The following is a 26166-nucleotide window of genomic DNA, read 5'->3' on the forward strand; positions in this document are numbered from 1 at the left end:
CGAGGGGGACGGGTGGTGCAGACGGAGGAGGGACGAGGAGGCGCGGGCCGGGCCGCCGGGTGACGGTGCCGCCCCGGCCGCTCAGGAGGACAGGAAGGAGAGGACGTCCTGGCGGGTGACGACGCCGACCGGGCGGCCGTCGTCGGTGACGAGCAGGGCGTCGACGGACTCGAGCGCGGATCGGGCCGCCGAGACGGGTTCCTTCACGCCGATCAGGGGCAGGGGGTCGCCGAGGTACGCCGAGACGGCGTCGCCCATGGTCGCGCCGCCGCGGAAGATGGCCTCGAGCAACGCCTTCTCCTCGATGGCGCCGACGACCTCGCCGATGACGACCGGGGGCTCGGCCGAGAGCACGGGCATCTGCGAGACGCCGTAGGTCTTCATGATGCCGATCACGTCGTGGACGGTGTCGGACGGGTGGGCGTGGACGAGGTCGGGCAGCTGCCCGGTCTTCGAGGCGATGAGGTCGCGGACCGACCGCTCGTCGTGGCTGACGCCGAAGCCGTACGAGCGCATCCACGCGTCGTTGAAGATCTTGCCGAGGTAGCCGCGCCCGCCGTCGGGCAGCAGGGCGACGACGACGTCGTCGGGGCCGAGCTCGCGGGCCACGTCGAGGGCGGCCGCGACGGCCAGGCCGGACGAGCCGCCGACCAGCAGTCCCTCCTCGCGGGCGAGGCGCCGGGTCAGCTCGAACGAACGGGCGTCGTCCGCGGCGATGATGCGGTCGACGACCGAGGGGTCGTAAGCGGCCGGCCAGAAGTCCTCGCCGACGCCCTCGAGCAGGTAGGGACGGCCGGTGCCCCCGCTGTAGACGCTGCCCTCGGGATCGGCGCCGACGACCTGCACCGCGCCTCCGGACACCTCCTTGAGGTAGCGGCCGGTACCGCTGATGGTGCCGCCGGTGCCCACGCCCGCGACGAAGTGCGTGATGCGGCCGTCGGTGTCGCGCCAGATCTCGGGGCCCGTCGTCTCGTAGTGGCTGAGCGGCCCGTTGGGGTTGGCGTACTGGTTCGGCTTGAACGCCCCGGGGATCTCGCGCGCGAGGCGGTCGGAGACGCTGTAGTACGACTCGGGGCTGGTCGGCTCGACGGCGGTCGGCGTGACGACGATCTCGGCGCCGTAGGCCTTGAGCACGTTGCGCTTGTCCTCGCCGACCTTGTCGGGCAGGACGAAGACGCAGCGGTAGCCGCGCTGCTGGGCGACGAGGGCGAGGCCCACCCCGGTGTTGCCGCTGGTCGGCTCGACGATGGTGCCCCCGGGCCCGAGCAGGCCGTCGCGCTCGGCCGCGTCGATGATGCGCGTCGCGATGCGGTCCTTCGACGAACCGCCCGGGTTGACGTACTCGACCTTGACGAGCACGGTCGCCGTGATGCCCTCGGTCACCTTGTTCAGCTTGACGAGCGGCGTGTCACCGATCAGGTCGAGGACGGTCTCGGCGTACTTCACGGGTGCTCCGGTTCTCGCGGGGCCCTCGTGGGGCGCGCGCAGGTCGACGACTCGGGTGGTCGGGTCGGTCGGGGCGTCCCCGCCGGACCCGTTCGTCGAGTCTAACGACGGGGTCGTGGCGTGTGACGGAGGGTCGGCGGGCCCGACCGGCTGGCACGCGCCTCCCAGGCAGTCGTGAGAGAAAATGGGTGACGCATCCACGATCGGGTGCGTCCCGACCACCTCCCCGACCCCAGAGGACCCCCGTGGCCAGCAGCGACAAGCCGACCGACAAACCCACCGTCAAGCAGCAGCGAGACGCCCGGCGTCACGAGAAGGTGGCCGAGCTCAAGCGGCAACAGGCCCGGGCGAAGCGCAACCGCACCATCGGCATCGTCACCGCCTCGGTCGCGGGCGCGGCGGCCATCGCGCTGGTCGTCACCTTCGTCGTGACGAGCGGCCAGCCGCGGCAGGACCCCCAGGCCATCGAGATCGACGGCGTGAAGACCTACTCCGACCTCACCGCGAACCACGTCGGCGGCAGCGTCGACTACGCGATGACCCCTCCCGCGGGCGGCGACCACAACCAGATCTGGCTGAACTGCGGCGTCTACACCGAGCCCGTGCCGAACGAGAACGCCGTCCACGACCTCGAGCACGGCGCCGTCTGGTTCACCTACGACCCCGAGCAGGTCAGCGAGGGCGAGATCGAGGCGCTGCGCGACTTCGCCCCCGACACGTACGCGGTCGTCTCGCCCTACGAGGGCCTCGACTCCCCCATGTACGTCTCGGCCTGGGGCGCCCAGTTGCCCTTCGCGAACGTGACCGACGACGAGGCCACCGTGTCCGACTTCGTCACCAAGTACTGGAAGTCCACGAACGCCCCCGAGCCCGGTGCGCCGTGCAGCGGCGGCGTGGACGGCACCGGCAAGATCGCGTGACGGCACCGGGGCACGACGACGACGCGACCGACGGGGCGGGACCGCACCGCGCCTCCTCGGGTCGTCGGCTGAGGCTGGTGATCGCGGGGGTCATGACCGTGGCGATCGTGCTGCTGGTCGGCGTCGCGCTCGGGCGGCTCAGCTCGCCCACCCCCGTCACGCCCGGTACGGACAGCGTCGAGGCGGGGTTCTCGCGCGACATGCAGGTGCACCACGAGCAGGCCGTGCAGATGGCGATGATGGTCCGCGACCGGACCGACGACCCCGCGGTGCGCTCGTTGGCCTACGACATGGCCCTCACGCAGTCGCAGCAGGCCGGTCAGATGTACGCCTGGCTCGAGCTGTGGCGCCTCCCGCAGGCGCCCTCGGAGCCGACCATGACCTGGATGACCCGACCGACCCTCGACGGGGACTACGGCAGCCACCACATGACCGACGACGGAGGCGCGGGCGGCTCGGCCACGCCCGTCGCCACCCACGAACCCGGCGGCCGCATGCCGGGGCTGGCGACCGACGAGCAGCTCGCGTCCCTGGACTCCGCGAACGGCGTCGACGCCGAGCGGATCTTCCTGACCTTGATGATCGCGCACCACGAGGGCGGCATCGAGATGGCCGACGCCGTCCTGGCGCGCAGCGAGGTGCCGCAGGTGCGGGCCTTCGCCTCGGGCATGCTGCAGACGCAGCAGAGCGAGGTCGACGCCATGCAGGCGATGCTCGTCGAGCGCGGCTGACGGGACGCCGCAGCGCTACGACGACACCTGCTGCCCGTACAGCTCGGCGTACACCCCGCCCAGGGCGAGCAGCTCGTCGTGCGTCCCCCGCTCGACGACGCGACCGGCCACCACGACGAACACGACGTCGGCGTCGCGCACGGTCGAGAGCCGGTGCGCGATGGCGATCGTCGTCCGGCCACGGGTCGCCGTGTCGAGGGCCTCTTGCACCACGCGCTCGGACACCGTGTCGAGGGCGCTCGTCGCCTCGTCGAGGACCATGACGGCGGGGTCCTTCAACAGGACGCGAGCGATGGCGATGCGTTGTTTCTCGCCGCCCGAGAGCCGATAACCCCGCTCGCCCACGATCGTGTCGTAGCCGTCGGGGAACGACGCGATGGTCTCGTGGATGTTCGCCTGCCGGGCTGCGTCGACCAACTGTTCGTCGGTCGCGTCGGGTCGCGCGTACCGGAGGTTGTCGCCGATGCTGGCGTGGAAGAGGTAGGTCTCTTGGCTGACGATGCCGATGTTGCCGACCAGCGATTCTTGGTCGAGGCGCCGGACGTCGGTGCCCGCGAAGCGCACCGCCCCGCCGGACGCCTCGTAGAACCGAGGGATCAGGTACGAGACGGTCGTCTTGCCGGCACCGCTCGGGCCGACGAAGGCGGCGAACTGACCCGGTGCGATGTCGAACGAGACGCCGTCGAGGGTCTTCTGCCCGGGCTCGGCGTCGGGGTACGAGAACGAGACGTCGTCGAACTCGACCCGGCCGAGTTGCGTCTCGTCGACCGGCTCGGCCGAGGGGTCGTTCGTGATCGCCGGGTGGAGGTCGAGGTACTCGAAGATGCGGGCGAACAGCGCTCCGGAGGTCTGCAGGTCGAGGGCCACCCGCAGCAGCCCCATGAGCGGGAAGGTCAAGCGGGCCTGCACCGTGGTGAAGGCCACGATCGTGCCCGCCGTCACGGGCACGTCCCGGAGGATCAGCCAGGCCGCGACGAGGTAGATGAGGGCGGGGATGACCGAGAGGAAGATCTGGACGACGGCGAAGAACCACTGCCCGCTCATCTGCTGACGCACCTGCAACCCGATCTGGGTGCGGTTCTCGGCCGAGTAGCGCTCGACCTCGGCGCGCTGCTGGTTGAAGCTCTTCGCCAACAGGATGCCGCTGACGCTCAGCGCCTCCTGCGTGATGGCGGTCATGTCGCTGAGCGACTCCTGCGTCTTGGTGGCGATGCGGGCGCGCACCTGGCCCACCCGTCGCTGGGCCACCACCAGCAGCGGCAGCAGGACGACCGTGACGACGGTCATCTGCCAACTGAGCACGAGCATCGACACGAAGGCCGCGATGACCGTGACCGTGTTGCCGAGGACGCTCGAGATGGTGTTGCTCAGCACGTTCGCGACGCCGCCGACGTCGTTCTGCAGGCGTGACTGGATGACCCCGGTCTTGGTGCGGGTGAAGAACGCGAGCTCCATGCGCTGCAGGTGGCCGAAGAGGCGGATGCGCAACGCACCCATCACCTTGTTGCCGACCGTGGCGGTCAGGTACGTCTGCCAGACGCCGATGCCGGCGGACAGCACCCAGAGCCCCACCATGGCGCCCACCAGTTCGAGCAGCACGGGCACGTCGGGACCGCCCTGCGGGAACAGCCCCCGGTCGAACGCCTGCTTGGTGAGCAGCGGTGGAGCCACGCTGACGGCGGCCCCGATCAGGACGAGCACGACGGTGACGACGAGGGCTCGCCGGTGCGGGGCGAACAGGCCGCGGATGCGACGGAACAGGTCGGGGATGCGCGGCGCGGTGGCGTTCGCCGCACGCTGGGCCTCGGCGTCGCCGCTCGAGACCCGGCCGGACCCGCCCGGTCGGCCTCCGCCCCGGGGACCGCCTGCGGGGGCGTGCATCGAACTCATCCGGTCAGCGTAGGCCCGACCCCCGTCACGAGTGGCCCACCGTCGGACGCCGACGCGTCGTCGCCGTTCGCGGTTGCCGTCACCGTTGCCGTCCCCCGGAAAAGAGCCTCACCGCGACACGCCGCGACACGCCGTAGAACGACCGTTCGTCCCCCAGTTGTGGGCGCAATGCCCGACAGACCATACGGCGTAATGAACACTCAGTTTAGTATGGCGGTGTCGGTGCACCTGACCAGGCTCCGGCAGCCGCGTTCTCCCTACCCGACGGGCGAGCCTCCCGAAGCGGCCGAGCTAGGACCATCGTGAACACGTCGAACCCCACGGCCGTCGAACCGCCGAGTGCCGAACTGCAGCCCGCCGACCACCGGGCCGCTCTCGATGCCATCGAGCAGGGCTGGACCCAGATCGCCCCCTTGCAGGGAGCGCGTCTGCGCGAGGCCATCCGCTCGACGCCCGAAGAGGAATGGCGCGGCCGACCCCGCATCCTGCTCGCCCTGGCGGCGAGCCACCGCTCGGTCGGCTCCCGCTCGCGCAGTGCGGCCCTGCCCTGGTTCCGCGGCGTCGCCAAGGCGCTCGACGCCGACCCCGACCTGCCGCTCGACATCCGGGCGGGCTACCACGTGCACCTCGGGGCGTCGCTGCGCACCCTCGGCAACTTCGTCGTGGCCCACGAGCACCTCGAGGTCGCCCGGACCCTCATCGAGAACGACCTCGCCGAGTCGATCAGCGTGCGCATCTCGCTCAGCGCCTCCTTCTCGTTGCAGCTCGGCCTCATCCGGCTGCACTACGGCGAGATCGACCAGGCCCGCTTCGCCCTGAGCCTCGCGAACGGTCTCGGCGAGGACCACCTCAGCACCGCCGAGCGGGTCGAGTGCCTCTCGGCGCTCGCCTTCGTCGCGATGCTGATCGGCGACTTCGACCTCGCCGACCGCCACGTCGACCTCGCCCGCGAGCTCGCCGACGGCACCGACCTGCTGGGGAGCTCGTTCGGGGCCCTCACCCAGATCACGCGCGTGCACCTCGCCCTCGAACGCGGCGAGGCCGTGAGCGGCCACGAGGGCCTGCTCGCCGACGTGCGGCAGGCGTCGCGCGGCAGCGACTGGGAGGCGCTCGGCCTGTTCGCCGAAGCGCACGTGCTGCTGTCCGAGAGCCGCTACATCGAGGTGCTCGACCTGCTGGCGCGGATCACCCGCACCATCGACGGGTTCACCGGGCACAGTGCCCTCACCGACTCGGCCACGGTGTTGCGGGCCGAGACCATGCGCCTGCTCGGTCAGCCGCACGAGGCCCGTCGACTCGCGTCGTCGGTGACGTCGTCGCACCACCACATCCGCTGTCCCGGTCGCGTGCTCGCCCTCGTGCACCTCGCCGCCGGTGAACCCGAGGCCGCCCTCGAGGCGCTCGAGCCGTGCCTCGCCATCGGCGACCTGCACAGCGAGCGCACGATGGGCCAGGTCCACGCCCTCCAGGCGGCCGCACACCTCGCCCTCGGCGACGCCGCGCGCAGCGACATCGCCTTCGACCAGGCCCTGCTGAGCGCGGGTCACAACGGGTCGATCTGGCTCTTCGCCACCCTGCCGGAGGACGTCCTCGACCACCTCGTGCAGCGCGCCGTCGGCCGTCGCCAGCCGGCCGCCATCGTCGGGGTGCTCGACCGCCTGCGCGGGACCACGGCCGACGTCGTGCCGCAGCTCGCCGAGCCGCTGAGCGACCGCGAGCTCGTGATCGTCCGGCACCTGGCCACCGGTCAGACCCTCGGCCAGATCGGCAGCCAGCTGTTCATCTCGGTCAACACCGTCAAGAGCCACGTCCGCAGCATCTACCGCAAGCTGCAGGCGTCGTCGCGGCGCGAGGCGATGACCCGCGTCAAGCAGCTCGGCCTCGACCTCGACGACTAGGGACGAGGAGGCGCGGTGCCGGCCGTGGGGTAACCTCTCGCGGTGCCCCACGAGTCCCGCGTCACGTCCCGTCCGTCCCTCCTCGCCCAGCTGAGCGCGCGCAAACCCCTCGAGGCCTACGTCGCCGAGAGCGCAGCATCCGCCGACGGCGGCCCCCGTCTGCGACGCACCCTGGGCGTCTGGCACCTCACGGCGATCAGCATCGGGGCGACCCTCGGCACGGGCATCCTGGTCGTGCTGGGCACCGCCGTCCCGCTGGCCGGCCCCGCCGTCTGGATCTCGTTCGTCCTCGCGGGCGTCGCGGCCCTGCTGTCGGCCCTGTCGTACGCCGAGATGGCGGGCAGCGTGCCCGTGTCGGGGTCGAGCTACTCGTACGCGTACGCGACGCTCGGCGAGGGCATCGCGTGGGTCTGCGGGTGGTGCCTCGTGCTCGAGTACGCCGTCTCGGTCGCGGCCGTCGCCGTCGGGGCGGGGCAGTACGTGAACGAGGCCCTCGACGTGTTCGGGCTCGCCCTGCCGGCCGCGATCGCCGAGCCCCCGGGCGCCGGCGGCGTCCTCAACCTGCCCGCCGCGGTCCTCGTCCTGCTCGCCACCCTCGTGCTCGTTCCCGGCGCGCGCGAGAGCGCCTGGGTCAACACCCTGCTCGTCGTCGTCAAGGTGGCGCTGCTCGTGTTCTTCGTCGCCGTCGCCTTCACGGCCTTCCGCGCCAGGAACTTCGAGCCGCTGGCACCGATGGGCGCGGCCGGCGTCTCGGCGGCGGCCTCGCGCCTGTTCTTCTCGTACATCGGCTTCGACGCGGCGTCCACGGCCGGCGAAGAGGCCCGCGACGCGAAGCGCGACCTGCCGCGCGCCATCATCGCCTCGATCGTGATCATCACGGTGCTCTACATCCTCGTGGCCGTCGCCGCGATCGGCGCGCGCCCGTGGACGACCTTCACCGACGGCGAGGCGACCCTCGTCACGATCGTCGCCGACATCACGGGGCAGCCGTGGGTCGCGTTCCTCTTCGCCGTCACCGCCGTGGCGGCGATCGCGAGCGTCGTGTTGACGGTGCTCTACGGTCAGACGCGCATCTTCGTCTCGATGGCCCGCGACGGGCTCGTGCCCCGCGTCCTCGGCCGCGTCTCGGCGCGCACGCAGACCCCCGTCGCCGGCACCCTGATCGTCGGCGGAGCCGTGGCCGTCGCGGCGGCGGTGATCCCCCTGGGCGCCCTGGCCGACGCGACGAGCATCGGCACGCTCTTCGCCTTCGCCCTGGTCAACGTGTCGGTCATCTGGCTGCGCCGCAACCGCCCGGAGCTCGACCGCACCTACAAGGTGCCGCTCTACCCGCTGACCCCGGTCCTCGGCTGCGCCTTCTGCGTGCTGCTCATGGTGACCCTCGGGTGGGTCACCTGGGCGGCCTTCGCCGTCTGGATGGTCGTGGGCACCGCGGTGTACCTCGGGTACGGCCGCCGACACTCGGTCCTGGCCCGCGCCTCGTGACCCGGCCGTCCGTGTGGTCGGCGCGCCCCACCGGAAACGCCAGAAGGCGCCACCCCGAGGGGTGGCGCCTTCCGTGTGGTGCTGAGCAGACGTGCCGCTCAAGCGCAGAGGGCCGCGAGGGCCCGCCGACTACTTGAGGGTGATCGTCGCGCCGGCGGCCTCGAGCTGAGCCTTGGCCTTCTCGGCGGCGTCCTTCGTGGCACCCTCGAGGACGGTGCTGGGAGCACCGTCGACGACGGCCTTGGCCTCGCCGAGACCGAGGCTCGTGAGCGCGCGGACCTCTTTGATGACCTGGATCTTCTTGTCGCCGGCAGCCTCGAGGACGACGTCGAAAGCGGTCTGCTCTTCGACCTCTTCAGCGGCGGCGGCGGGGCCGGCGGCACCGGCAGCGGCCACGGGGGCAGCAGCGGTGACCTCGAAGACCTCTTCGAACTTCTTCACGAAGTCGCTGAGCTCGATGAGCGTGAGCTCCTTGAAGGCCTCGATCAGTTCGTCCTGCGTGAGCTTCGCCATGGTGTTCTCCTTATGGGTTTTCTAAAGTGTGGGTTGGTACGACAGCTGTTTAGCTGTCGGCTTCCTGCTTGGCACGCAGCGCCTCGACCGTGCGAACGGCCTGGGACAGCGGTGCCTGGAACAGGTAGGCAGCACCGAACAGCGAAGCCTTGAAGGCGCCGGCCAGTTTGCCCAGCAGCACCTCTCGGGACTCGAGATCGGCGAGCTGCTTGACCTCGTCTGCCGTGAGCGGGTTACCGTCGAAGTAACCGTTCTTCACGATCAGAGCGGGGTGTGCCTTGGCGAAGTCACGCAGGCTCTTGGCGACGGCGACAGGGTCACCGTGCACGAAGGCGATCGCAGACGGTCCGACGAGTTCGTCGTCGAACGAGCTGATTCCGGCGTTGTTGGCCGCGATCTTGCTGAGCGTGTTCTTCACCACGGCGTACGTCGCGTCTGCACTGATGGACTTGCGGAGCTCTTTCAGCTCGGCAACAGTGAGACCGCGGTACTCGGTGAGCAGGACGGCGGTCGAGTCACGGAAGTTGTCCGTGAGCTCGGCGACCGATGCTTCCTTGTTCGCCATGGCTCTCCTAAAACGTGGGTGTGCCGGCAGCCCCCGGGAACTCGACTCGGCCGCGCCGAGACCGGCGCCGCACCAATGAAAAAAGCTCCGGCGCAAGCGCACGGAGCTGGATCTCTTCGAGAAGAGGAACGACTTCACACACCTGCGCTGGTCGCTCTCTCTCGAGAACCTTCGGCACCCGTCTGCGAGCAGACGACTACAACCGGCGGTCTTGGGCTTCGTACAGAGTAGACGCAGGAGGCGCGCTCACGCAAGTCGCGCCTCCTCGGCTTCGCGGTGGGGTGCGTCCGCGGGCGTCGCGAGGGGCAGGCGGACCGTGAAGGTCGCTCCCCCGGCCGAGCTCGCGACATCGACGGTGCCCCCGTGGGAGTGGACGACGGCCTGGACGATCGCGAGGCCGAGACCCGTGGAGCCGGCCTTCCGCGACCGCGAGCTGTCGGCGCGGGCGAACCGCTCGAACAGGACGGGCAGCACGGCCGGGTCGATGCCCGGCCCGTCGTCGGCGACCGAGACGACGGCCTCCCCCGACGTGTCGTCGACCGTGAGCGAGACGTGCACGTGGGTGCCGTCGGGCGTGTGGGTGCGCACGTTCGTCAACAGGTTCGCGACGATCTGGTGCAGGCGCATGGCGTCGCCCGACACGGTGACCGGCTCGTCGGGCACGTACACGTCGACGTCGTGCGTGGGTCCGGCCACGTGGGCGTCGTTGACCGTGTCGAGCACGACCCTGGTCAGGTCGACGTCGCCCGTGACGAGGTCGCGACCCTCGTCGAGGCGGGCGAGCAGCAGGAGGTCCTCGACGAGCGAGGTCATCCGCAGCGACTCCGACTCGATGCGGCCCATGGCGTAGACCACGTCGTCGGGCAGTCCGGTGTTCATGCGGCGGGTCAGCTCGGCGTAGCCGCGGACCGACGCGAGCGGGGTGCGCAGCTCGTGCGAGGCGTCGGCCACGAACTGCCGCACCTTGTTCTCGCTCTGCTGACGGGCCTCGAGGGCCCCGGCCACGTGGCCCAGCATGCGGTTGAGCGACGCACCGACGCGGCCGACCTCGGTGCGGGTGTCGGCGTCGGCCTCGTCGACGCGTTCCGCGAGGGCCACCTCGCCGCGGTCGAGCGGCAGTTCGGCGACCCGCAGCGCCGTGTCGGACATGCGCTCGAGCGGGCGGAGGGCGCTCCGCACGACCCCGTAGGCGATCGCGATCGCGACCGCGAGGCCGATGAGGGTCACCGCGAGGATCGTGACCACCATGACCGTGATGGTGCGGTCGACGCTGCTCGTCGGCAGACCGACGACGAGGTACGCCGGCGTGGTGGCGAGGGAGCCCGACGTGGTGGTCGTCTGGTAGCCGACCGCGAGCGACTCCACCCGGTACGACCCCAGCGCCGACCCGAGCGAGACGGACTCGGGCGCGGTCGAGCCGGCGACGGTCGTCACGACCGAGGTCAGGTCGTCGGTCAGGCGCGGCGTGACGACCCGACCCGACTGCTCGACCTGGTACGCCGCCACGACCGTCCCGTTCACGACGACGGCCGTGAAGGTGCCGGGCGACTGCCGCGGGCCCGAGAGGTCGTCGCCGTCGGGCGTCAGGTAGGGCCGGCTCGTCGAGCCCTGCGCGTTCACCATGGGCACGGAGCGGCCCGTCGCCCCCTCGAGCTCGTCGTCGAGCTGACGCATGAGCGACGCCTGGAGCACGAACACGCTGACCGAGCCGATCACGATGGTCAGCAGCACCACGAGCGCGACGATGCTGAGGATCAGGCGGTTGCGCAGCGTGAGCGGCCCGGCGAGACCGGGCGCCCGGCCCACCAGGCCCCGGAGGCGCGAGCCCACCCGGGCGGGCAGGGCATCGCTCACGACGTGGGCTTGATCACGTAACCGACGCCGCGCACGGTGTGGATCATCGGCTCTTCGCCGACGTCGATCTTCTTGCGCAGGTACGAGATGTAGATCTCGACGACGCTGGACTTGCCGCCGAAGTCGTAGCTCCAGACCCGGTCGAGGATCTGCGCCTTGCTCAGCACGCGGCGGGGGTTGCGCATCAGGAAGCGCAGCAGCTCGAACTCGGTCGCGGTCAGCTCGATCTCGCGACCGGCGCGCGTCACCTCGTAGCTCTCCTCGTCGAGCACGAGGTCGCCGACGACGATCCGCGAGTCGCCCGCCTCGCTGATGGCCGAGGCCGACCGGCGGATCAGGCCACGCAGCCGGGCCACGACCTCTTCGAGCGAGAACGGCTTGGTGACGTAGTCGTCGCCCCCGGCGGTCAGACCCGACACGCGGTCCTCGACGCTGTCCTTCGCGGTGAGGAACAGGATCGGGGTGTCGTCACCGCTCGACCGCAGTCGACCCAGCACCTGGATGCCGTCGATGTCGGGCAGCATCCAGTCGAGCACGATCGCGTCGGGCTTGAACTCGCGCGCCGTGGCGAGAGCCGCCTGACCGTCGGAGGCCGCCTTGACGTCCCATCCCTCGTAGCGGAGGGCCATCGAGAGCAGGTCGGTGAGACTGTTCTCGTCGTCGACGACGAGGACTCGGAGGGGCGTTCCGTCGGCACGGGTGAGGCGGGGGGCCGAGGCGGTGGCGGGGGTCATTGTGGTCACCTCTCCAAGTATCGAGCGGTTCCTATGAACCGACTGTGACGGGTCGATGAGCGGGCTGCGCATCGTCCCCGGACGGCCCACGGCGACCACGCGGGCCGCGAGCACCCGGGGCGCCGGGCGCGCGTCAGGCGGACGGGTAGTCGGCGCAGGCGAAACGAGCCGAGTCCGGGGCCCAGCAGGGCACGTTGATCGTGCCCTGGCCGCCGAAGAGGGCGAGCACGTCGCGTGGCGCCCGGCCCGGCACGGGCAGGCCGTCGGGACCGAGGGGCAGGGTGCGCAGCACGACGTCGCGGTTCTCGGGGTGGCCGAGCGTGCCGGGCTCGAACGACACCCAGAGCAGCGTCGAGCCGTCGGGCGACACGTGCGGGAACCAGTTGACCCGTTCGTCGTCGGTCACCTGCACGACGTCTCCGCCGTCCAGGCGGCTCCGGAAGAGCTGCGCGTGGCCGGCGACCCCCTCGGAGGCGCGCTCCGAGTTCGCCCACAGCCACGCCCCGTCCGGAGAGAACTCGGCCCCGTCGTCGGGGTGCTCGTCGTCGGTCACCGGCGTGGTCGCGCCGTCGGCGAGCGAGACCAGGGCGACGTTCGTGCGCCAGCCGGCCCGCGCCTCCTCGTCGTCCGGGTCGTCGACCGGCGCCGGCAGGGCGCCGACGATCACGCTGAGCGTGGCACCGTCGGGCGAGACGCCGTGCAGGTAGTTCTTGTGGTTGCGGCCCGCCGGGTGGTCGCGCGTCACGCGGCGGGCGGTGCCGCCCGGGGTCACGCCGTCCCACGGCACCTCGTACAGGTGGCCGTCCCGGGCGCTCACGATCACGGCCCCCTGGTCGGGAACGATCACGTGGTCGTTGTTGATCTCGGGCACGTCGCCCATCGGCACCGGCTCGAGCGCCGTCTCGTCGACCCCACGGGCGTCGGCGGGCACCCGCCAGAGCAGGCCGTCGCCGTTGACGACGAGCCATCGACCGTCGGGGCTCCAGTTCGGGGCCTCGACGAGCACGCGGGTGCTCTCGAGGACGACCTCGACGTCGCCGGTCGCGGGGTCGACGACGAGCAGGCGGCTCCGTTGGCCGGGCAGCAGGGTTCGGGGCATGGGATCAGTCTGCCGTCACTGGTTCGAGAAGGCGGCGTCGAAGGAGGCGCTCGGTCGTCTCCAGAGGAGTGAACGGATGTAGGCGAGCGCCTCGGGAGCACCGTGCAACCGGTCCATGCCCGCGTCCTCCCACTCGATCGAGATCGGGCCGTCGTAGCCGATCGCGTCGAGGGCGCGGAAGGCGTCCTCCCACTTCATGTCGCCGTGGCCGGTCGAGACGAAGTCCCAGCCCCGGCGGGGGTCGCCCCAGGGCAGGTGGGAGCCGAGCACGCCCGAGCGCCCGCTGACGGGCTTGATGCGGGTGTCCTTGCAGTCGACGTGGAAGATCCGGTCGGCGAAGTCGGTGATGAACGACACCGTGTCGACCCCCTGCCAGAGCATGTGCGAGGGGTCCCAGTTGAAGCCGAAGGCCGACCGGTGCTCGATGGCCTCGAGCGCCCGGACGCTCGTCCAGTGGTCGTAGGCGATCTCGCTCGGGTGCACCTCGTGGGCGAACCGGACGCCCTCGGCGTCGAACACGTCGAGGATGGGGTTCCAGCGGTCGGCGAAGTCCTGGTAGCCGGCGTCGATCACGCTCGCCGGGACCGGCGGGAACATCGCCACGTAGGGCCAGATCTTCGAGCCGGTGAAGCCGACGACGGTGTCGACGCCCATCTTGCGGGCCACCCGTGCCGCCCGCTTCATGTCCTCCGCGGCCCGCTGCCGGACGCCCTCGGGCTCGCCGTCGCCCCAGGTGGACGGGCGCACGATCGCCTGGTGCCGGAAGTCGATCGGGTCGTCGCAGACCGCCTGCCCGGTCAGGTGGTTCGAGATCGCCCAGACCCCCAGGCCGTGCCGCTCGAGCACGTCGAGTCGCGACCGCAGGTACGCGTCGTCCTGGTCGGCGCGCTCGAGGTCGAGGTGGTCGCCCGACGCGGCGATCTCGAGGCCGTCGTAGCCCCACCCGGCGGCGAGTGCCGCGACCTCCTCGAAGGGCAGGTCGGCCCACTGGCCGGTGAACAGGGTGACGGGGCGGGAGCTCTCGGCCATGGGTTCCTTCTCGGGGGCGACGGGGGTGCGGGCGGGCGGCGGGGGCGGTGCGGGCGGCGACGGGGTCGGGACGGTCGGGGTCAGGGCAGGTCGACCCACCGGCGCGACGCGGCGGACGCGAGGACCGCCTCGGTCACCCGGACGGCGCGCAGGCCGTCGACGAAGGTGGGCAGCCCCTCGGGGGTCCCGCCCCGGACGGCGTCGTGGGCGTCGCGCACGAACCCCGCGAACGCGTCGACGTAGCCCATCGGGTGCCCGGCGGGGACGGTCGACAGGCGGGCGGCGTCGGGTGCGAGCACGGCCGCGTCGCGGGCCACGAGTTGCGTGCCCGACCGGCGTCCGACCCAGAGCGTCTCGGGCTCCTCCTGCGAGAACTCGAGGCTCTCGGCGGTGCCCGACAGGTCGAGCAGGAGGCGGTTCTTGCGACCCGGCGCGACCTGCGACACGAAGAGGGTGCCGATCGCCCCCCGTGCCGTCTCGAACACGACGGCCGCCTCGTCCTCGGTGTCGACCGACGAGCCGCCGCGGTGCGTGTGCACGGTGGTGGTCGTCGAGGTCAGCCGGGCCAGCCGGTCGCCCAGGACGAACTCGAGCAGGTCGACCAGGTGGCTGCCGATGTCGGCGAAGGCCCGCGAGGGACCACCCGCGGCCGAGTCGACCCGCCAGTCGACGTCGTCGCTGTCGAGCAACCAGTCCTGCAGGTACGAACCCCGGACGCTCAGCACGCGGCCGACCTCGCCCGTGGCGACGCGGGCCCGGGCCTCGCGCACCATCGGGTGGTAGCGGTAGACGAAGGGCACGGCACCGACCAGTCGCCCGGCCCGGGCGGCCTCGACCAGGGCCTCGGCCTCGGCGCTCGAGGTCGCCAGCGGCTTCTCGCAGACCACGTGCTTGCCGGCGGCGAGCGCCGCCAGCGCGACGGGCGCGTGCGTGGCGTTCGGCGAGCAGACGTGCACGACGTCGACGCCGGGATCGGTGACGAGGTCGTCGACGCTCTCGTGGGAGGTGTCGACGCCCAGGGACGCCGCCGCGTGGGCCGCGCTGGCGGCGCTCGAGGAGGCGAGGGCGACCACGCGGGCGCCGGCCGACCGCGCGGCGCCGGCGTGCACGCGCGCCATGAAGCCGCCGCCCACGATGCCGACGCGCAGGGGTTCGACGCGACCCGCGCCTCCTCGGCTCGGCGCTGCCCGGCCGGCCGGGCCGGCGGTGGCGCCCACCGGCCCCACCGCCGTGGCCACGGCCGGCTCGGTCACTTCACGGCCCCCGACGACAGTCCGGTGATCAAGTGTTTCTGCACGAGCATGAAGCCTATGAGCACGGGCAGCGAGACGACGACCGAGGCGGCCATGAGCTGGTTCCAGTAGACGTCCTGCTGCGAGGCGTAGGCGCGGAGGCCGATGGAGAGCGTGCGCGTGTCCTTGCTCGTCAGCACCGAGGCGAACAGCACCTCGCCCCAGGCCGTGATGAAGGCGTAGACCGCGACCGCGATGATGCCCGGCTTGGCGACCGGGATGATCACGCGGAACAGGGCACCGAGGCGACCCGTGCCGTCGATCATCGACGCCTCCTCCAGCTCTTTCGGGATCGACGCGAAGTAGCCCGTCAGCATCCAGATCGAGAACGGCAGCGAGAACGTCATGTAGGTGATGATCAGGCCGAGGTAGCTGCCGGTCAGCTGCACGCCGACCGTGCGCTGGATCTGCACGAAGATCAGGAACAGCGGCAACAGGAACAGGATGCCCGGGAACATCTGCGTCGACAGCACGACCAGGCTGAAGCTGCGCTGGCCCTTGAACCGCAGGCGGGCCAGTGAGTACGCGGCGAGCACGGCCATGGCCACCGACAGCACCGTCGCCGAGATCGTGACGATCAGGCTGTTCTTGAAGTACGACGCCAGCGGAACCGTCTGCCAGATCTGCACGTACGGCTCGAGCGTCACCCGGCTGGGGATCCAGGTGAACAAGCCCTGGACGTCGGCGAGCGGCTTGATCGACGTGGTCAGCACCACGTAGAGCGGGACGACCACCACGAGCGACAGGAAGGCCAGCCCGAAGAAGCGGAAGACCTTGAACCCACGGGTCTCAATCATCGTGTTGTCCCTTCGGCAGAACCATGCGGATGTAGAACGCCGACGCGATCAGCAGCACGACCAGGAGCATCACGCTCATGGCACCGCCGAGGCCGAAGTTCCAGTTGTTGAACGACTGCTGGTAGATCAACGGCGAGATGAGCGTCGCCTGCTCGGGCGACGCCGGGCCGAAGAGCACGTAGGGCACGTTGAACTGGTTGAAGATCCACAGGCTCATGATCAACAGCAGCACGGCGTTGGCCGGCTTGACCATGGGCAGGGTGATCTGGGTGAACTGCTTCCAGAGGCTGGCGCCGTCGAGGCTCGCGGCCTCGTAGACGTCGCCCGGGATGTTCTGCAACGCGGCGAGCAGCATCAGGAAGGCGAAGGGCCAGAACTGCCACGCCGTCACGATGACGATGGCCCAGAACGAGTTGCCGCCGAGCAGCCAGAAGGGCCGGTCCTGCAGGATGCCGAGGTCGTCCACCAGGAAGCGGTTGATGGCCCCGTCGCGCTGGTTGAACATGAAGGCCCAGGCGATGGTGCCGACGTACGACGGCAGGGCGTAGGGCACGAGGAAGAGCGTGCGGAGGATGCCGCGGCCCTTGAACGAGCTGGTCAGGAGCACCGCGCCGAGCATGCCCATGCTCCAGGCGATGGCCACCACGATGACGGTGAACATCAGCGTGCGCCCCAGGGCCCCGTACAGCTGGCCGGCGATGGGCGAGGACGGGTCGAGCGCGGTGACGAAGTTCTGCAGGCCGACGAAGGGCGCGTTGACCCAGTTGGCGATGCTGAGCTGGTTCAGCGTGATGAACGCGATCCAGATGCCGAGCACCATCGGGACGATGTGGACGAGCAGTTCGGCCAGGGCGGCGGGCGCCACCAGGAAGTAGGCGAGCGGCGATCGGTGCTTCTTGCGCTTGGCCGGCTCGATCGGGGCCTGCTGGTGCGGGTCGGGCGGGAGGTCTTTCTCGGCGGTGGCGGGGGGCAGGACGTTGACGGTCATGAGGGTCCTCTCGGGGCCTGGGTGGCGGGGGCGGCCGGTCGATCCGACCGGCCGCCCCCGTCACGGGCGGTGGGACGGGCTACTGACCCGAGCTCATCTGGCTGTTCGCGTCCTCGAGGGCCGACTTGACGTCGGACTCGCTGACGGAACCGCCCTGGGCTGCGGTGGCGAGGAGGTTCTTGATCGCGGTGCCGACCAAGGTCTCCATCTGCCCCTCGGAGGGGTAGAGGGGCATGGGCTGGGCGTGGTCCTCGAGGATCGTCTGCTTCAGCTTGATCGTGTCCGACTGGAACGCCGGGTCGTCGTACGCGCTCGTGACCACGGGCAGCGAGCTGAACGCCTTGTTCAGGTACACCTGCTCGGAGTCGCTCGTCAGGTGCTTGACGAAGTCGATCGCCGCGTCCTTGTTGCCGCTGTTCTCGAAGACGCTCACGTTGATGCCGGCCACGTGGCTCTGGGTGCCCAGCAGACCGGTCGCGTCGGCGGACTCCATCGGCACGGGTGCCGCGGCGTAGTCGGTGAAGTCACGGGCCGAGAGGTTCGCGTCGGGGGCCTGGTCGAAGAACATCGCGGCCTTGTCGTCCGCGAACGTCGCCGCCATGTCCGAACCGTTCACGCTCTCGGCGTCGGACGGTGAGACCACCTTGTCGACCGCCATCAGGTCGACCCACTCCTTGACGCCCTTGACGACGCCGTCGTTGCCGAAGTCGGGCTCGCCGTCCTCGTCGTACAGCGCGCCTCCGTTCTGCAGGCCCCGGACGAACGCCTGGTGGGCGTTGTTCGAGATGCTCGACCCGGCCATGGTGACGCCCCACTGGTCGATCGTGCCGTCGCCGTCGGTGTCGACCGTCAGCTTCTTGGCGTCCTCGACGAACTCGTCCCAGGTGGCGGGCGGGGTGGTGATGCCCGCGGCCTCGAACATCTTCGTGTTGTAGTACAGCGAGTACGACAGCCCGTAGAGCGGGATCGACGTGGGTGCCTGACCCTCGGCACCGCCGGTGGCGAAGCTGGACTGCACGAAGCGGTCCTGGCCACCGACCTGGTCGAGGGCGTCGCCCTCCCAGGGCACGAAGGCACCGCTGGACTGCAGCGACACCGCCCAGGTGTTGCCGATGTTGAGGACGTCGGGCCCCTCGCCGCTCGAGACGGCGGTGAGGATGCGGTTGTAGAGGTCGGACCACGGGATGACCTCGAGGTCGACCTTGACGCCGGTCTCCTCCGTGTAGCGGTCGATGCTCTCCTGCAGGATCTCGGCGTCCTTCTCGACCGTCGGAGCCTGGTTGCTGGCCCAGTAGGTGATCGTGTCGGCGTCGCCGCTGCCGCCCGAGGCGCTGCAGGCGGTCATCGATCCGACCGAGAGGGCTCCGACCGCGAGGGCGGCGAGCCAACGGAACTTCGTTTGCATGACTTCTCCTGGTGTCTCTTCTTCGAGATTTCTCTTCATCGAGTGAGGGAAGGGGTGGTGCGGGGGTTCGTGGTGCTGTGGTGACTCCGGTGGTGCGGGTGGTGCGGGTGGTGCGGGTGGTGCGCTGAGGGGGTGGACGGGTCGGGAGGCGCGGTGCCGGCGTCGAGGAGGCGCCGGCACCGCACTGGATCAGCCGAGGGTCGGGACGGAGGGGTCCCAGCTCTCGGGCAGCTCGGGCGTGGGCTCGAGGGTCGAGTCGACGCGGACGCTCTCGTCGCGTTCGGCGGACTCGGCCAGCGAGACCATGACGTCGAGGACGTGGAAGGCGAGTTCGCCGGGCACGCGCTCACGGCGACCCTCGCGGATGGCCTGGGCGAGCTCGGCGACGCCGGTGCCGCGGGTGAAGGTCGAACCCGTGGCCGCGACGACCGCCGGCTCGTCGGTGCCCGTGTGGACCGTCGTGTCGCCCTCGAACTCGTTCGGGTCGGGGAACACGGCCGTGCCCTCGGTCCCGGCGATCTCGACGAAGCCGGCACGGGCCAGCTTCGAGTCGAAGCTGAAGACGGCCTGCGCGCTGGCGCCGCTCTCGAACTGCAGCAGGGCGCTCACGTGGGTCGGCACCTCGACGGGGAAGACCGTTCCGGCCTTCGGCCCCGAGCCGATGACCCGGCTGTCCCGGGCCTTCGACGCCGTGGCCGTGACCTTCGCGACGGGTCCGAAGACCTGCACGAGCGTGGTCAGGTAGTACGGGCCGACGTCGAACATCGGTCCCGCGCCGTAGGCGAAGAGGAACTCGGGGCTGGGGTGCCACGACTCGGGGCCGGGCACCTGGAAGAGCGCGAGGCCGGTCAGGGGCGTGCCGATGTCGCCGCGCTTCACGACCCGCAGTCCGGTCTGCAGACCGGCGCCGAGGAACGTGTCCGGAGCGACGGCCACGCGGACGCCCGCCTCCTTCGCGGCGGCCAGCAGCCGGGCACCGCTCTCGCGGTCGAGGGCGTAGGGCTTCTCACCCCAGACGTGCTTGCCCGCGGCGACGGCCTGCAGCGCCACGTCGACGTGGGCCGCCGGGATCGTCAGGTTGACCACGATCTCGACGTCGTCGAGGGCGAGCAACTCGTCGACCGTGCCGCTGGCGGGGACGCCCCACTTCTCGGCCTGGGCCGCCGCGCGGGCCTGGTCGATGTCGGCGATGAAGAGCACCTCGAGGTCGGGGAACTGCGTGAGGTTGCCGAGGTACTGGTCGCTGATCACGCCGGCGCCGATGACCCCGACGCCCACCGGGCCGGTCTTGCCGTCGGAGGCGACGGCGGGCCGCGAGGCCGTCGTCACGTCGGTCATGCGCGGACCCCCTGCAGGAACTCGAGGCTGTCGGCGAGCGCGGTGAACACGTCACCGGCGTGGTCGTCGAGTTCGACGACGGGGGTGGCCTGACGGGCCGCCTGCAGGATGTCGCGGACGGGCATCGACCCGCGCCCGACGGCGACCTGCTCGACGTCGTTCTTGTTCTTCGGGCCGTCCTTCACGTGGAGGAACTGCACCTTGTCGCCGAGGCGGGCGAGCAGCTCGGCGGCGTCGACGCCGCCGACCTCGACCCAGTAGGTGTCGATCTCGAGCACGACGTTCGCGGACAGGGCCGCGGCGAACACCTCGAGGGCGGGGGTGCCGTCGATCAGGTTCTCCAGCTCGAAGGCGTGGTTGTGGTAGCCGATGGTGAGGTCGTGGGCGGCGGCCGCGTCGGCGATCTCGCCCAGCTCCTTCGCGATCGCCTCGACGTCCTCACGGGTGACCCAGCGGGTCTCGTCGATGTGCGGGTCGATGATCGTGCCGACGCCGAGACGGGTGGCGGCGGCGAAGATCGGCTCGAGGTCCTTGCCGATCAGGCCGACGTGCGCGCTGGGCGCGGTGAGTCCGGCGGCGGGCAGGGCCTCGGCGTACTCGTCGACGCGGTCGACGAAGGCGTACGGCTCGACCTGGGTGTAGCCGAGGTCGGCGATGCGCTTCAGGGTGCCGGGCAGGTCGGCGGCGATGGCGTCTCTGACCGTGTAGAGCTGGACCGAGATCGGGCTTGCGGTGGTCACCAGGGGTGTCTCCTCTTCCGAGTGGATGTGCGACGGCGACGGGCACCGTCGGGGACTCTCAGCGGTCGAGCCGTCGACCGGTCACCCCCGGAAGAGTGGCGGTCGGCGTCGACCGAGACTCACCATAGGACCGCTTCTGTCGACCCGCAAGCAAAAGTCGACCTTTTCTCGGCGGGGTTCTCTCGGGCGTCGCCGAGGGCTGTGGTTTACTGCTGCCATGTCCGACACGACGAGGTCGTCTGCCCTCGGCAGCACCGGAGCCAGCGAGATCTTCCAGCTGCTCCGCGACGGCGTGCCGCGCACCCGGGCCGAACTCGCGGCGATGACGGGCCTCGCCCGGTCGACGATCGGCCTGCGCCTCGACGTCCTGGCCGAACTCGGTCTGGTCGGCCCCTCCGCCGACGCCGTCTCGACGGGTGGCCGCCCTCCCTCTCGCGTGGCGCTCATCCCCTCGGCGCGCGTCGTCCTGGCCGCGGACTTCGGAGCGGGCCACGTCAACCTCGCCCTGACCGACCTGATGGGCGTCGAGCTGATCAGCGACCGTCGCCTGATCGACATCGCCGACGGTCCCGAGACGACCCTCGCCGGCATGGTGACCGGGGCGGACGCCCTGCTCGACCGGCTCGGTCGCACCCGGGACGACCTCATCGGGGTCGGGATCGGCCTGCCGGGCCCCGTGCAGTTCAGCACGGGTCGACCGGTGAACCCGCCGATCATGCCCGGCTGGGACGGCGTCGACGTGCCGGGCTGGGTGAGGCGCCACCTCGACGTGCCCGTCCTCGTCGACAACGACGTCAACATCATGGCCCTCGGCGAGCGCAGCCACGCCTGGCCGGGCACCGACCACTTCCTGTTCGTCAAGGTCGCCACCGGCATCGGCTCGGGCATCATCTCGGGCGGTCGCCTGCAGCGCGGCGCCCAGGGCATCGCGGGCGACATCGGCCACGTGCAGATCCCCCGCGGCGCCGGCGTCGTCTGCCACTGCGGCAACGTGGGGTGCCTCGAGGCCGTCGCCTCCGGGCCGGCACTCGCCCGCTCGCTGCGAGCCCTCGGCCACGACTGCGAGGGTGGCCGCCAGGTGGTCGAGCTCGTCCGGGCCGGCAACGTCGACGCGGTGCAGGCCGTCCGCCAGGCGGGTCGCGACCTCGGCGAGGTGCTGACCGCCTGCGTCAACATGATCAACCCCTCGGTCATCGCGATCGGCGGCTCCATGGCGCAGGCCGGCGAGCACTTGCTGGCCGGCGTGCGCGAGGTCGTCTACCAGCGGTCGATGCCGCTCGCGACCGAGCACCTGAGCATCGTGCCGTCCCGGGCGGGCGACCGGGCGGGACTCATGGGCGCGAGCATGCTCGCGATCCACCACGCCCTCTCCCCCGCGGCGATCGACGAGCTCGCCGCCGCCGTCTGACCGCGGGCTCCCGGTGCTCGCCGCTCCGCCGCGACACGAGGAGGCGCGGGTGTCGTCCTCGCGCCCCCGGCGAGGGAGAATGGTCACCATGACCGTCGTCCAACCCATGCTCGCCCTGTGGGACGACGACGAGCCGACGACCCCCGCCGCGCCTCCTGCGCACCTGACGCGCGTGCTGGCCGACTCGTCGGACCGCATCGCATGGCTGCGGGCTCGCAGCCAGGGCATCACGGCCACCGACGTCGCCCGACTCTCGAGCCCGCGCGCCGTGCAGGCCGTCGTGCTCGACAAGTTGTACGGCAACGGTTTCGGCGGCAACGCCTACACCGACCACGGGCGGGCGCGTGAGCCCGAGATCGCCCGGTGGGTGCTGCAGCGACACGGCATCGAGTCCAGCCAGAAGCTCTTCCACGCCGTGGGTCAGCGCCGACACCTGGCCACCCCGGACGGCGTGACCGTCCGCACCGACGGCACCGTCGAACTGTGCGAGATCAAGACGACGAAGAAGGCCTGGTCGTCGATCCCCCGCTCGTACCTGCGTCAGGTGGCCTGGCAGCAGTACGTGCTCGGCGCCGAGCGCACCCTCGTGGTGTGGGAGCAGCACACCGACTTCGTTCCCCTGCACGGTGACCCGCAGTGCCGCTGGGTCGAGCGGGACGAGGACGAGATCCACCGTCTCGTGGCCCTCGCCGACCAGGTGCTCGACACCCTTGCACGACAGGCGCCGGTCGACCCGTTCGCGCCGGGCGGTCGGGCGTCGGCGCCGCCACCGCCCGACGCCTACGAGGCCTACGAACCCCCGCCCTACGATCCGTTGCGCTGAGTCACGCGCCGATCCGGGTCGACGAGGCGCAGGCGCGACGCCGCCACGACGAGCGCCCCGATCAGGGCGACCGCGACGGCGATGCCCACGCACCAGAGCGCCACGACGCCCCCGCCGAGGGTCGCCACGTCGAGGAAGGGGTACGGCACGAAGTCGGCGCCCCGGGCCAGGACGACGACCACCCAGATCAACGGGAAGGCCAGGAACTGCCACAACCGCCGCCAGGGCTGGCGGTCGCGGTCGGCGAAGAGCACCCAGTCGAGCACGACGTAGAGCGGGATCACCCGGTGGAACACGTCGCTCGCCCACCCCACGGTGTACGGGTCGTTCGAGGGCAAGCCCGCCAGCAGCAGGTTGAAGACCAGCCCGGTCAACGCGATGTACGTGGTCGCCGCCGCCCGCACCGCGACCGTCCACCGGGGCGGCGTCGTCCGGCGCAGCACCGTGAACGCCCCGATCGCCAGGGCCAGCAGCACGATGAGGTTGCTCTGGATGGTGAAGTACCCGAAGAAGTCCACGAACCGGTACCCCGGGTCGCGCAGGCTGTTCTCCCACTGGGCCACGACGGCGACGAGGACCGCGACCGCAGCCGCGACGCGCAGGACGGCGACCGATGCTCTCATGTCCACACCGTACCCATCATCGTTTCCCTCTCGGTGACACCCGCGAAACACGGGTGACTCATCCGTCCCGTTGACTGACCTGACCACCGCGCCGGAGCCACGGCGCACACGAGCCGACAGGGGCCGCCGATGGACACGACGATGCAGACGACGATGCGGGCGATGGTGATCGAGCGGACCGGCGGGCCCGAACAGCTCGTCGCCGCCGACGTGCCCTACCCGCGACGGGTCAACGCCGAGGTGCTCGTGCGCGTCGTCGCCGCCGGCGTCAACCGCTTCGACCTGGAGACCCGGGCCGGTCGCGGCGACAGCGACGCCATCCCGGCGTTCCCGGCCGTGCTGGGCCACGACTTCAGCGGCGTCGTCGTCGAGACGCCCTACGCGGCGCATCCGCTGAGTCCGGGCGACGCCGTCTACGGCATGGCCCCGTGCCCGCGTTCCGGTGGCAGCTACGCCGAGTACATCAGCGTCCCGTCGCTGTCGGTGGCCCGGAAGCCCACCACCCTGTCGCACCTCGAAGCCGCCGCGGTGCCCCTCGCGGCGCTCACGGCCTGGGGGATGGTCGTCGACGTCGCCAAGGCCCACGAGGGCCAGCGCCTCCTCATCAACGCCGGCGCGGGCGGGGTGGGGCACTTCGCGGTGCAGTTCGCCTCGTACTTCGGCGCACACGTCGTCGCGACCGGCTCACAGGCCAACTCGGCCTGGCTGCGGGAGCTCGGGGCCGCCGAGGTCGTCGACTACGGCGCGGCCGACGTCGACCGCAGCGTCCGTCAGGTCGACGTCGTGCTCAACCTGGTCGACGACGACGTCGAGGCCGACCGGTCGCTGAGGTTGCTCCGACCCGGAGGGCTCGCCGTCCACGCACCGCTCGCCTCAGGGGCCGCCTTCGCCGAGAAGGCCGCGCAGGCAGGCGTCCGGTCGACCGGGTTCGCCGTCTCCCCCGACGGCGCCACGCTGGCGGTCATCTCGCGACTGCTCGACTCGGGAGACGTCCGGGTCTACGTCGACGAGGTCTACGACCTGGTCGACGCCCGTGACGCCCATGCCCGCCTCGAGCGGTCGCACACCCGCGGCAAGCTCGTGCTGCGCGTCACCGACGACACCGAGGCCGCCTGACCCGGCCTCCGGACCGGCCTCCGGACCGGCCGCCGTGGCCCGAAGCGACTCCGCCTAGATCCGACGCTCGAGGACGAAGTCCTGCTGCAGGTCGTCGCCGAGGGCGAAGGTCTTCGTCCCGACCTGCACGAGTCCGTGCTTGGCGTAGAAGCGCAGCGCCCGTTCGTTCTGCTGGTTGACCCCGAGCCACACCGAGGAGGCGCCGGTCGCGCGGGCTGCCTCGAGGGTCGCGGCCATCAGGGTCGAGGCCGCCCCCGTACCGTGCCCCTGCGGCATGACGTAGAACTTGCTCAGCTCGACGGTCGGCCGGGACGAGACGGCTGCAGCGACGTCCGCGTCCTCGGGATCTCCCGCGATCATCATGCTGTAGCCGAGGGCCCCCCGGGCCGTGGGGTCGACGGCCAGCAGGACGGTCCGGGTGTCGTCGGCGAGGTAGCGCGAGAAGGCCTCCTCGGACAGCACCGTGGTGACGACCCGGGCGATGTCCGCGAGGTCCGACCCGGGCGGGCAGGCGAGCGGGAAGGTCACCGCGGCGACCTCGGCGAGCAGGGGGGCGTCGGTCGGGAGGGCGGGGCGCACGGTGACGGTCATCTGCCCATGGTGCCCCACCCGCGCCTCCTCGCCCGACCACGGACGGGCGCCGACGACGAAGGCCGCCCCACTCGAGAGTGGGACGGCCTTCGGGCGACGCAGTGCCTGGGAGGTCGGAGGACCTAGAAGACGTTGATGTCGAGGGGGATGCCGGGACCGAAGGTCGTCGACAGCGTGCCCTTGGTGATGTAGCGGCCCTTGGACGAGGACGGCTTGAGGCGGACGACCTCTTCGAGGGCGGCGTCGAGGTTGGTGTTCAGCTTCTCTTCCGAGAAGCCGGCCTTGCCGATGACGAAGTGCACGTTGCTGTGCTTGTCGACACGGAACTCGATCTTTCCGCCCTTGATGTCGTTGACGGCCTGCGCGACGTTGGGGGTCACGGTGCCGGTCTTCGGGTTGGGCATGAGGCCGCGGGGGCCGAGCACCTTTCCGAGACGACCGACCTTGCCCATGAGCTCGGGGGTCGAGACGGCCGAGTCGAACGACGTGTAGCCGCCCGCGACCTTCTCGATGAGCTCGTCGCCACCGACCTCGTCGGCACCGGCGGCGATGGCCGCCTCGGCGGCGGCACCCGTCGCGAACACGATGACGCGGGCGGTCTTGCCCGTGCCGTGCGGCAGGATGACGGTGCCGCGCACCATCTGGTCGGCCTTGCGGGGGTCGACGCCGAGCTTGAGCGCGACCTCGACGGTCGAGTCGAACTTCTTCGAGCCGGTCTCGCGAGCGACGGCGACGGCCTCGCTGGTGCTGTAGAACTTGCCTGCCTCGATCTTCTCGGCAGCGGCGCGGTACGCCTTGGACTTCTGAGCCATGTTGGACCTCTTCGTACTGGGGACGTGGTTGCGAGCCTGGCCGGCTCTCCCACTGATGTCAGGGTCGTG

The 26166-nt window shown here is 71.0% G+C and carries 24 protein-coding genes; 7 read left to right on the forward strand and 17 right to left on the reverse strand.

The genetic code is table 11. The features are described from left to right. Positions 1-81 precede the first annotated feature (81 nt). A complete protein-coding gene (locus tag EDF21_RS05130; protein ID WP_123570506.1) occupies positions 82-1446 on the reverse strand; it encodes a cystathionine beta-synthase in 1365 nt (454 codons plus the stop codon). Positions 1447-1691: 245 nt separating this feature from the next. On the opposite strand from EDF21_RS05130, the gene EDF21_RS05135 reads away from it, so the two are divergent. Both EDF21_RS05135 and EDF21_RS05140 read left to right on the forward strand, forming a co-directional pair. Then, positions 1692-2366: a DUF3105 domain-containing protein gene (locus EDF21_RS05135; RefSeq protein ID WP_123570507.1), complete on the forward strand. Its 675-nt coding sequence runs from the start codon at positions 1692-1694 to the stop codon at positions 2364-2366. Then, positions 2363-3097 (forward strand): DUF305 domain-containing protein, encoded by a 735-nt coding sequence (locus EDF21_RS05140; protein WP_233568361.1) that lies wholly within the window; start codon positions 2363-2365, stop codon positions 3095-3097. Before EDF21_RS05135 ends, EDF21_RS05140 begins: the two co-directional genes overlap by 4 nt. A gap of 15 nt (positions 3098-3112) precedes the next feature. Here EDF21_RS05140 and EDF21_RS05145 read toward each other — a convergent pair whose 3' ends face one another. Continuing rightward, positions 3113-4987 carry an ABC transporter ATP-binding protein gene (locus tag EDF21_RS05145; protein WP_123570508.1) on the reverse strand — a complete coding sequence of 625 codons (1875 nt, stop codon included), beginning with the start codon at positions 4985-4987 and terminating at the stop codon, positions 3113-3115. Positions 4988-5289: 302 nt separating this feature from the next. Between EDF21_RS05145 and EDF21_RS05150 the strand changes: the two genes are divergently transcribed. Beyond that, positions 5290-6885 carry a LuxR C-terminal-related transcriptional regulator gene (locus EDF21_RS05150; protein ID WP_123570509.1) on the forward strand — a complete coding sequence of 532 codons (1596 nt, stop codon included), beginning with the start codon at positions 5290-5292 and terminating at the stop codon, positions 6883-6885. 42 nt (positions 6886-6927) lie between these two features. Continuing rightward, positions 6928-8370: an APC family permease gene (locus EDF21_RS05155; RefSeq protein WP_123570510.1), complete on the forward strand. Its 1443-nt coding sequence runs from the start codon at positions 6928-6930 to the stop codon at positions 8368-8370. Positions 8371-8499: 129 nt separating this feature from the next. On the opposite strand, the gene rplL is transcribed toward EDF21_RS05155, so the two are convergent. The 12 genes from rplL to EDF21_RS05215 form a co-directional block, all read right to left on the reverse strand. Further along, positions 8500-8883: a 50S ribosomal protein L7/L12 gene (rplL, locus tag EDF21_RS05160; protein ID WP_056046519.1), complete on the reverse strand. Its 384-nt coding sequence runs from the start codon at positions 8881-8883 to the stop codon at positions 8500-8502. A gap of 49 nt (positions 8884-8932) precedes the next feature. After that, positions 8933-9448, reverse strand: coding sequence for a 50S ribosomal protein L10 (gene rplJ, locus EDF21_RS05165; protein ID WP_043592926.1), 516 nt, complete (start codon positions 9446-9448; stop codon positions 8933-8935). A gap of 246 nt (positions 9449-9694) precedes the next feature. Further along, entirely contained in the window at positions 9695-11302 is a 1608-nt protein-coding gene (locus EDF21_RS05170; protein WP_123570511.1) for a HAMP domain-containing sensor histidine kinase, read from the reverse strand. Further along, complete coding sequence (locus EDF21_RS05175) at positions 11299-12036, reverse strand: response regulator transcription factor (RefSeq protein ID WP_199736268.1); 738 nt, start codon at positions 12034-12036, stop codon at positions 11299-11301. The genes EDF21_RS05170 and EDF21_RS05175 overlap by 4 nt, the downstream gene beginning before the upstream one ends. 133 nt (positions 12037-12169) lie before the next feature. Next, on the reverse strand, positions 12170-13135 hold the full coding sequence (locus tag EDF21_RS05180) for a PD40 domain-containing protein (RefSeq protein WP_123570512.1): 966 nt from the start codon (positions 13133-13135) through the stop codon (positions 12170-12172). Positions 13136-13150: 15 nt separating this feature from the next. Beyond that, the gene (locus EDF21_RS05185; protein WP_056047744.1) at positions 13151-14164 is read right to left on the reverse strand and encodes a sugar phosphate isomerase/epimerase; all 1014 of its coding nucleotides are present in this window, start codon (positions 14162-14164) and stop codon (positions 13151-13153) included. Between the two features lie 80 nt (positions 14165-14244). Next, a complete protein-coding gene (locus EDF21_RS05190) occupies positions 14245-15417 on the reverse strand; it encodes a Gfo/Idh/MocA family oxidoreductase (RefSeq protein ID WP_347342498.1) in 1173 nt (390 codons plus the stop codon). Further along, positions 15414-16253: a carbohydrate ABC transporter permease gene (locus EDF21_RS05195; protein WP_043592933.1), complete on the reverse strand. Its 840-nt coding sequence runs from the start codon at positions 16251-16253 to the stop codon at positions 15414-15416. Before EDF21_RS05195 ends, EDF21_RS05190 begins: the two co-directional genes overlap by 4 nt. Then, a complete protein-coding gene (locus tag EDF21_RS05200) occupies positions 16246-17241 on the reverse strand; it encodes a carbohydrate ABC transporter permease (protein ID WP_082460311.1) in 996 nt (331 codons plus the stop codon). Before EDF21_RS05200 ends, EDF21_RS05195 begins: the two co-directional genes overlap by 8 nt. 79 nt (positions 17242-17320) lie before the next feature. After that, a complete protein-coding gene (locus tag EDF21_RS05205; protein ID WP_233568362.1) occupies positions 17321-18685 on the reverse strand; it encodes a sugar ABC transporter substrate-binding protein in 1365 nt (454 codons plus the stop codon). A gap of 150 nt (positions 18686-18835) precedes the next feature. Then, positions 18836-19984: a Gfo/Idh/MocA family protein gene (locus EDF21_RS05210; RefSeq protein ID WP_056046529.1), complete on the reverse strand. Its 1149-nt coding sequence runs from the start codon at positions 19982-19984 to the stop codon at positions 18836-18838. Continuing rightward, positions 19981-20724 (reverse strand): sugar phosphate isomerase/epimerase, encoded by a 744-nt coding sequence (locus tag EDF21_RS05215; protein WP_123570514.1) that lies wholly within the window; start codon positions 20722-20724, stop codon positions 19981-19983. Before EDF21_RS05215 ends, EDF21_RS05210 begins: the two co-directional genes overlap by 4 nt. 217 nt (positions 20725-20941) lie before the next feature. Between EDF21_RS05215 and EDF21_RS05220 the strand changes: the two genes are divergently transcribed. Beyond that, positions 20942-22132 (forward strand): ROK family transcriptional regulator, encoded by a 1191-nt coding sequence (locus EDF21_RS05220; RefSeq protein ID WP_056046530.1) that lies wholly within the window; start codon positions 20942-20944, stop codon positions 22130-22132. An 88-nt stretch (positions 22133-22220) separates the two neighbouring features. Further along, positions 22221-22955, forward strand: coding sequence for a YqaJ viral recombinase family protein (locus EDF21_RS05225; RefSeq protein ID WP_233568363.1), 735 nt, complete (start codon positions 22221-22223; stop codon positions 22953-22955). Here EDF21_RS05225 and EDF21_RS05230 read toward each other — a convergent pair. Next, the gene (locus EDF21_RS05230; protein ID WP_148053634.1) at positions 22937-23578 is read right to left on the reverse strand and encodes a Pr6Pr family membrane protein; all 642 of its coding nucleotides are present in this window, start codon (positions 23576-23578) and stop codon (positions 22937-22939) included. The two genes, EDF21_RS05225 and EDF21_RS05230, sit on opposite strands and share 19 nt — an antisense overlap. Positions 23579-23707: 129 nt before the next feature. Here EDF21_RS05230 and EDF21_RS05235 point away from each other — a divergent pair, with 129 nt between their 5' ends. After that, the gene (locus tag EDF21_RS05235; protein ID WP_369794389.1) at positions 23708-24694 is read left to right on the forward strand and encodes an NADP-dependent oxidoreductase; all 987 of its coding nucleotides are present in this window, start codon (positions 23708-23710) and stop codon (positions 24692-24694) included. 54 nt (positions 24695-24748) lie between these two features. Here EDF21_RS05235 and EDF21_RS05240 read toward each other — a convergent pair whose 3' ends face one another. Continuing rightward, a complete protein-coding gene (locus EDF21_RS05240; RefSeq protein ID WP_123570516.1) occupies positions 24749-25285 on the reverse strand; it encodes a GNAT family N-acetyltransferase in 537 nt (178 codons plus the stop codon). A gap of 122 nt (positions 25286-25407) precedes the next feature. Further along, the gene (gene rplA / locus EDF21_RS05245; RefSeq protein ID WP_123570517.1) at positions 25408-26097 is read right to left on the reverse strand and encodes a 50S ribosomal protein L1; all 690 of its coding nucleotides are present in this window, start codon (positions 26095-26097) and stop codon (positions 25408-25410) included. Between the last annotated feature and the right edge of the window lie 69 nt (positions 26098-26166).

Source organism: Frigoribacterium sp. PhB118 (assembly GCF_003751725.1).
Lineage (GTDB): Bacteria > Actinomycetota > Actinomycetes > Actinomycetales > Microbacteriaceae > Frigoribacterium.